Below are 6,354 nucleotides of genomic sequence, written 5' to 3'. Positions count from 1 at the left end.
GTCGTAGCTGACAGTGTCGGCCGCCTTGGCGTCGATCATGGCCTTGCCCAACGCGCGGCCGGTGGTGTCCCAGCCGCCGCCCGGGTTGGCGGGGATCATCATCTTGATGTTGGTGGCCGCGTGGGCGGACAGCGGCAAGGCGCCCACGGCGGCCAGCGCCGCCAGGGATTTGAGGAACTCGTCTCTGCGCATGGGGGTCTCCTTCTTGCTTCCGATGGATGTTTTGGTGCGGCTTATGATGCGCGGCCCCGCTGTCAGTTGGCTGTCGCGCCACTCGGGGTAAACACCGAGCCTCCGGAGCCTCATGAAGCTGCTGCTGGTCGAAGACGATCCCTCCATGCAGTCCACCCTGCAACGCACGCTAGGGCGCCGGCAGATCGATGTCCGGGTGTGCGGCGACGGTGCCGAGGCGCTCGCCCAATGGCAGGCGATCGAGCCCGACGTGGTCGCCCTGGATCTCAGTCTGCCGGGCATGGATGGCCTGGAAGTGCTCACCCGTGCACGCGCCAGCGGCCTGCGCACCCCCGTGTTGATGCTCACGGCCCGCGGCACCGTGGGCGATCGCATCCTGGGCCTGAACGCCGGCGCAGACGACTACCTGCCCAAGCCTTTCGACCTCGACGAGCTGGAAGCGCGCCTGCGCGCCTTGCGGCGGCGCTCGCCCGCCGATCCGGCCATCGCCGTCGCACCAGTGGAGATCGGCGCATTGCGCCTGGAGCCGGCCAGTGGCGCCTTCTACCTGCGCGGCGAGGCGCTGGAGCTCACTCCGCGCGAAGCAGCCCTGCTGCGCGCGCTGGCCGCCCGGCCGGGCCATGCGGTGACCAAGGAGCGGCTGTTCGAGCTGGTCTTTCCCGGCGAGACCCAGGTGCAGTACGAAGCCATCGAAGTCGTGGTGTACCGGCTGCGCAAGAAGCTGGCGGGAACCGGCTGCGCGCTCATGACCCTGCGCGGGCTGGGCTACCTGCTGCGCGAGGAGCAAGCCAGCTGATGGTGCCGGGCCATCCTGCGTCGCCGGCATGAGGTCGCGCTCGCTGCGTTTCCGGCTGCTGCTGGGTCTGCTGGCACCGGTGGTGCTGTTCATCCTGATCAACAGCGTGAGCGTCTACCAGCAGGCACTGGCGGCAGCGACCACGGCCTACGACCGCACGCTGCTCGCCTCGGCCAAGACCATCGGCGAGCAGCTCGACGTCGAGGGCTACGACGAACTGGCGTCCTTGCGCTCCACCGTGCCCTACTCGGCACTCGAAGCCTTCGAGGCCGACGCGCAGAGCCGCATGTACTACCGCGTCTCCACGACGCATGGCGAGATGATTTCGGGCTTCGCCGAACTGCCCCTTTGGCGCGGCACCCTGCCGGTCAAACCGCCCTACGCCGCCCTCGTGGACTTCTACGACTCGGAATTCCGGGGTCAGCCTGTGCGCATGGCCGTGCTGCTGCAGCCGGTGGCCAGCGCGCGCGGCCTGGGCATGGCCGTCGTCCAGGTGGCAGAGACGCTGGAGCTTCGCGAGGCGCTGGCGCGGCGCCTGCTCATCAACATGCTGTGGCGGCAGCTTCTGCTGGTCGCGGTCGTGGCCAGCGTGACCGTCTTCGTCGTCCAGCAGGCCACCCGGCCCGTGCGCCGGCTGGGCGAGGCCATCGCCGACCGGGCACCCGACGACCTTTCACCCATCGACGCACCTGATGCGCCGCGCGAGCTGCGCCCCCTGGTGGACGCCACCACGGCGGTGATGGCGCGCCTGCGCGGCCTGCTCGATCACCAGAAGCGCTTCGTGCGCGATGCCGCCCACCAGTTGCGCACACCGCTGGCCGTGCTCAAGGCCCAAGTGCAATCCGCGCGCCGGGGTGACGTGCCCGCGGCGCAGGCGCTGCGCGAAATCGATGCCACCGTCGACCGCGCCACCCAGCTCGCCAACCAGATGCTCGCCCTGGCCAAGATCGAGCAGTTGCGCCAGCGGCCGGAACTGCAGCAGCTGGACCTGGCAGAAATGGTCAGGCAGGTGGCCCTGGACGTTTCGCCGCTGATCGCGGACAAGGCGCTGGACTTCGAGCTCGACGTGGTGCCGGCGAAGGTCGAGGCGCATGCCTGGATGCTGCTCGAACTCAGCCGCAATCTCCTGCACAACGCGATCCGCCACAGCCCACGCGGTGGCATGCTCACCGTTCAGGTCTCGCCGGATGGCACGGGTGCCGTCACCCTGTGCGTTCGCGATGGGGGGCCCGGCATCGCCCCCGAGCTTCGGCTGCGGCTCTTCGCGCCCTTTGCGGCCGGCGACACGGCACGCGGCTCCGGGCTCGGCCTGGCCATCTGCCGAGAGATCGTGCACACCCTGAGCGGCACCATCCAGTTGGACAATCGACAGGATGCCGACGGTCGGGTCGTCGGGCTGGATGCCCGCGTCCGGCTGCCGGCGGCGAATCCGATCACGTCTGATTGACAGCACAGCACAAGCGCAGTTTGCTTGGCTATCAGTTCTTTTGCCGGAGATTCATGGAGCGCATGCGAATCGACAAGTGGCTCTGGGCCGCCCGCTTCTACAAAACCCGCTCGCTGGCCGCCGACGAGGTCGACCGGCACCGTGTGCAAGTCAATGGCGACGTCGTCAAGCCGGCGCGCGAGGTCAAAGCCGGCGATCTGGTCCAGCTGCGGCAGGGCTCCGACACCCGAACGGTGCGTGTACTGGGCCTGTCGATGCAGCGCGGGCCGGCACCGGTGGCGCAGCTCCTTTATCAGGAGACGGAGGAAAGCATCGCGGCTCAAGCAGCCGCACGCGACCAGCGCCGTCTGGCCCGCGAGCCGGCCCATGCCATTGTCCAGGGGCGGCCCACCAAGCGCGATCGCCGCCACCTCGACAGCGCGCGCCAGGTGGGCTGGGGCGCGCGCTGGAGCGCCTCGGTCGACGACGATGGCTCTGGTCATTGAACCGCCATGCGTTAGGCTCGGCGGATGACTCGGCTCAAGCACTATCGCGTTACGCCCGGCAAACCGTTCCATCTGGCCAACATCGATCCCGCGGAAACGCCTTTTCTTCCCGACAAGGAGCAGCACCAGCAGGAAGCGCTGGAAGGCCTGGCGGAAGAACTCGACCATTGGCAGAACCTGCTTCACGCGGAGGGTCGGCGCAAGCTTCTCCTGGTTCTGCAAGGCACCGACACAAGCGGCAAGGACGGCACGATTCGCTGGGTGTTCTCACGTACATCGCCATTGGGTGTGCGTGTGGCGGCCTTCAAGGCGCCCACGGATGAAGAGCGCGCGCGTGACTTTCTGTGGCGCTGCCATGCGGTGGTGCCCCGGGCGGGCGAAATCGCCGTGTGGAACCGCAGCCACTACGAGGACGTCCTGGTGCCGTGGGTCGAAGGCTGGATTGGCAAGGCTGAGCTGCGCCGACGCTATGCCCATATCAACGACTTCGAGCGCCTGCTGGCCAAGACGGGGACGGTGCTGGTCAAGTGCATGCTGCACATCGACAAGGACGAGCAGCGCAAGCGCCTGCAGGCTCGCCTGGACGACCCAAGCAAGCATTGGAAATTCAGCCTCGGCGACCTCGCGACGCGCCAGAAGTGGGACGACTACCAGAACGCCTATGAGCACGCCATCGCAGCCACATCGACGGCACACGCCCCCTGGTACGTCGTCCCCGCCAACCACAAGAACCACCGCAATCTGATGATTGCCCGCCTGCTCGTCAAAGTGCTCCGGGACATGAAAATCAGCCTTGCGCCTGCAAACCCGGCCTTCGCCGGCTTGAAGGTCCAGTGACCCGGTCCATGTCGAACTCCGCCCTCCCCGCCTCCTCTGCCGCCGAAGCCGGCACGCCCGACAGTTTCACGTGGCCGCTGCCTCCGCAAGGTCACTTCCGCGTTCCCAACACGAGCACCATTCGCTGCGAAATCAGCAATCTCGCCGGTCGCAACGGCGAAGGGGTGATGAATCTTTTCTCCCCATCCACGCAACTGGTCCACATCCATCTTTTGCGCACACGGGCGCCGGTGCCGCTGCGCTTCGATCAGTTCAGGTCTCTGCTGCTGCTGGATCCGCTGCGGCCCCTGGACGACACGCCGGTGGAGTGGGCGGACTATCGCGTCGTGTGGAAGGGTGATGGCGGCGAACTCGGCGGCCGAAGTGCCGGCCACGTGCAGACGCCGTTCGGCGTGTTCCTTTATCCAGGCGATGATGACGGTCATGTGAGGCGGCTCTTCGTGCCGCACACGGCGTACGAACGGATCGAAACCGACATGGCCGCGGCAGGGGACGCCTTGTCGAAGGTGGCCACGCGCCGCAGCGAACTGCTGCAGGCCCTGCAACGCCAGGCCAGTGCCCCGATCGTTCGCATCGGCGAAGCGTTGATGTCGCTGGGCATGATCAACGAGGAACAGCTCTCCGAAGCGTTGGCCGCCCAGAAGCAGATGGGCAACGGGTTGCCGCTGGGTGAACTTCTGGTGCGCATGGGGGCCGTGTCCGCGGTGGACCTGAAGGTCGCGCTCACTCGCAAGATGGGCTATCCAGTGGTGGACCTGCAAGCCTTCGATGCCGAGCCCGATGCCCTCGGTCGGCTGAGTCACGCCGTGGCGCGCCGGCTGCAGTTGCTTCCCCTCATCGTGGCAGACGGGCGCTTGGTCGTTGCGATGGACGATCCCGCCAACCGCCACGGCGCGCTGGACGAGGCCGAGTTCATTTCGCAGATGAAGATCGCGCCGGTGCTCGGCCAGTGCGAAGACTTCGAGGCCTGTGTGTTCGCCGCGTACGACAAGATCGGCGCGGCGTCCGAGGCCAAGCCGACGCCCTCCCAGGCGCAGGCCATGGAGTTTGAAGCCGCCGACACCAGCAGCCTTCTGGAGTCGCTCGAGAAGGAGAACCAGAGCGGGCTTGACGCAGACGACGACCGGCCGATCGAGCAGTCCGACAACTCGCTCGTCCGGATGATCAACCGCATGATTCTGGAAGCGTTCACAGGTGGCGTGTCCGACATCCATGTGGAGAGCTATCCCGGCAAGGAGAAGATCCGAATCCGATTCCGCAAGGACGGCCTGCTTCGCACTTATCTGGAGCTGCCGCACAACTACCGCAACGCCGTGATCGCGCGGATCAAGATCATGGCCGATCTAGACATCAGCGAGCGCCGCAAGCCACAGGACGGCAAGATCAACTTCGCGCGCTTTTCGCCCAAGCACCGGCTTGAACTGCGCGTTGCCACCATTCCCACAAACAACGGGCTGGAAGATGTCGTCATGCGGATCTTGGCATCGGCCAAACCGCTGCCACTCGACAAGTTGGGACTGACCGACAGCAACTACCAGCGGCTGCGCAGCGCCATCGAGCGGCCGTACGGCATGGTGCTGTGCGTCGGCCCGACGGGGTCGGGCAAGACCACGACGCTGCACTCCGCACTCAGCCACATCAACACGCCCGAGCGAAAGATCTGGACCGCCGAAGACCCGATCGAAATCACCCAGGCGGGCCTCCGCCAAGTGCAGGTGAATGCACGCATCGACTGGACCTTTGCACGGGCGCTGCGCGCCTTTCTTCGTGCCGACCCCGACGTCATCATGGTCGGGGAAATCCGAGATGAAGAGACGGCACGGGTATCCATCGAGGCATCGCTGACGGGGCATTTGGTGCTGTCAACGCTCCATACCAACAGCGCACCGGAGACGGTGACGCGCTTGCTCGACATGGGCATGGATCCCTTCAACTTCGCCGATTCGTTGCTGGCTGTGCTGGCCCAGCGACTGGTGCGACGCCTCTGCCCGGCCTGCCGAACCAGCAGAGCGGCGACATCGGAGGAGATCGACGAACTCGTCCAGGACTACCTGCACGCCTATGGCGCAGCCGAAGACGTTGAGGACCGGGATGCACTCATCGCTCGGTGGACCGCTCGCCACGGCGTGGACGGCCAACTCCAGTTTCATCGCAGCCCCGGCTGCCCTGTTTGCGAAAAGACCGGCTTCAAAGGCCGCGTCGGCTTGCACGAACTGATGGTGATCTCTCGCGAACTTCGCGAACTGATCCAGGGCGGCGCCCGGGTAGAGGCGCTACTGGCCACTGCTGTGCGGCAAGAAATGCGCACGTTGCGCCAAGACGGGATTGAGAAAGTCCTGTCAGGACACACGACGATTGAAGAAGTCCGGGCAACCAGCAATAGCTGAATGCTGTTTTGTCCGGGGCACGGTGTCTGCGGACACCGGGCTCAAGCACAAATGCGCGTCTGGGCCGCGTTGAGAAATTTATCGAGCGGCGCCAAACAAAAAGCCCCGCAGCGTTGAGCTGAGGGGCTTTTTGAGGGCTGTAAGAGCCTGACGATGACCTACTTTCACACGGGAGTCCGCACTATCATCGGCGCTGAGTCGTTTCACTGT

5 protein-coding genes and 1 pseudogene are annotated in these 6,354 nt (G+C 65.9%); 5 read left to right on the top strand and 1 reads right to left on the bottom strand.

Translation table 11 applies throughout. From position 1 onward, the window contains the following. Positions 1-192, bottom strand: a pseudogene (locus QZ772_RS21765) (tripartite tricarboxylate transporter substrate binding protein); the annotation flags it as partial. A gap of 112 nt (positions 193-304) precedes the next feature. Between QZ772_RS21765 and QZ772_RS21760 the strand changes: the two are divergent. The 5 genes from QZ772_RS21760 to QZ772_RS21740 all read left to right on the top strand — a co-directional run bounded on the left by QZ772_RS21760 (position 305) and on the right by QZ772_RS21740 (position 6,144). Then, positions 305-988, top strand: coding sequence for a response regulator transcription factor (locus QZ772_RS21760; RefSeq protein WP_295530932.1), 684 nt, complete (start codon positions 305-307; stop codon positions 986-988). Positions 989-1,016: 28 nt separating this feature from the next. After that, complete coding sequence (locus tag QZ772_RS21755; RefSeq protein WP_295530929.1) at positions 1,017-2,435, top strand: sensor histidine kinase; 1,419 nt, start codon at positions 1,017-1,019, stop codon at positions 2,433-2,435. Positions 2,436-2,488: 53 nt separating this feature from the next. Then, a complete protein-coding gene (locus QZ772_RS21750) occupies positions 2,489-2,920 on the top strand; it encodes an RNA-binding S4 domain-containing protein (RefSeq protein WP_295530938.1) in 432 nt (143 codons plus the stop codon). A gap of 24 nt (positions 2,921-2,944) precedes the next feature. Then, positions 2,945-3,757 (top strand): PPK2 family polyphosphate kinase, encoded by an 813-nt coding sequence (locus tag QZ772_RS21745; RefSeq protein WP_295530926.1) that lies wholly within the window; start codon positions 2,945-2,947, stop codon positions 3,755-3,757. 476 nt (positions 3,758-4,233) lie between these two features. Then, positions 4,234-6,144: an ATPase, T2SS/T4P/T4SS family gene (locus tag QZ772_RS21740; protein WP_295530935.1), complete on the top strand. Its 1,911-nt coding sequence runs from the start codon at positions 4,234-4,236 to the stop codon at positions 6,142-6,144. The last annotated feature ends 210 nt before the right edge of the window (positions 6,145-6,354 follow it).

The sequence above is a fragment of the uncultured Pseudacidovorax sp. genome, assembly GCF_913773995.1.
Taxonomy (GTDB): Bacteria; Pseudomonadota; Gammaproteobacteria; order Burkholderiales; family Burkholderiaceae_C; genus Xenophilus.
Note: the sequence above shows the minus strand (reverse complement) of the source record. Positions and strands in the feature narration are given on the sequence as shown.

Coding starts and splice junctions, on each gene's coding strand:
- QZ772_RS21760 (WP_295530932.1), top strand. CDS start 305: ATGAAGCTGCTGCTGGTCGAAGACGATCCCTCCATGCAGTCCACCCTG.
- QZ772_RS21755 (WP_295530929.1), top strand. CDS start 1,017: ATGAGGTCGCGCTCGCTGCGTTTCCGGCTGCTGCTGGGTCTGCTGGCA.
- QZ772_RS21750 (WP_295530938.1), top strand. CDS start 2,489: ATGGAGCGCATGCGAATCGACAAGTGGCTCTGGGCCGCCCGCTTCTAC.
- QZ772_RS21745 (WP_295530926.1), top strand. CDS start 2,945: ATGACTCGGCTCAAGCACTATCGCGTTACGCCCGGCAAACCGTTCCAT.
- QZ772_RS21740 (WP_295530935.1), top strand. CDS start 4,234: ATGGCCGCGGCAGGGGACGCCTTGTCGAAGGTGGCCACGCGCCGCAGC.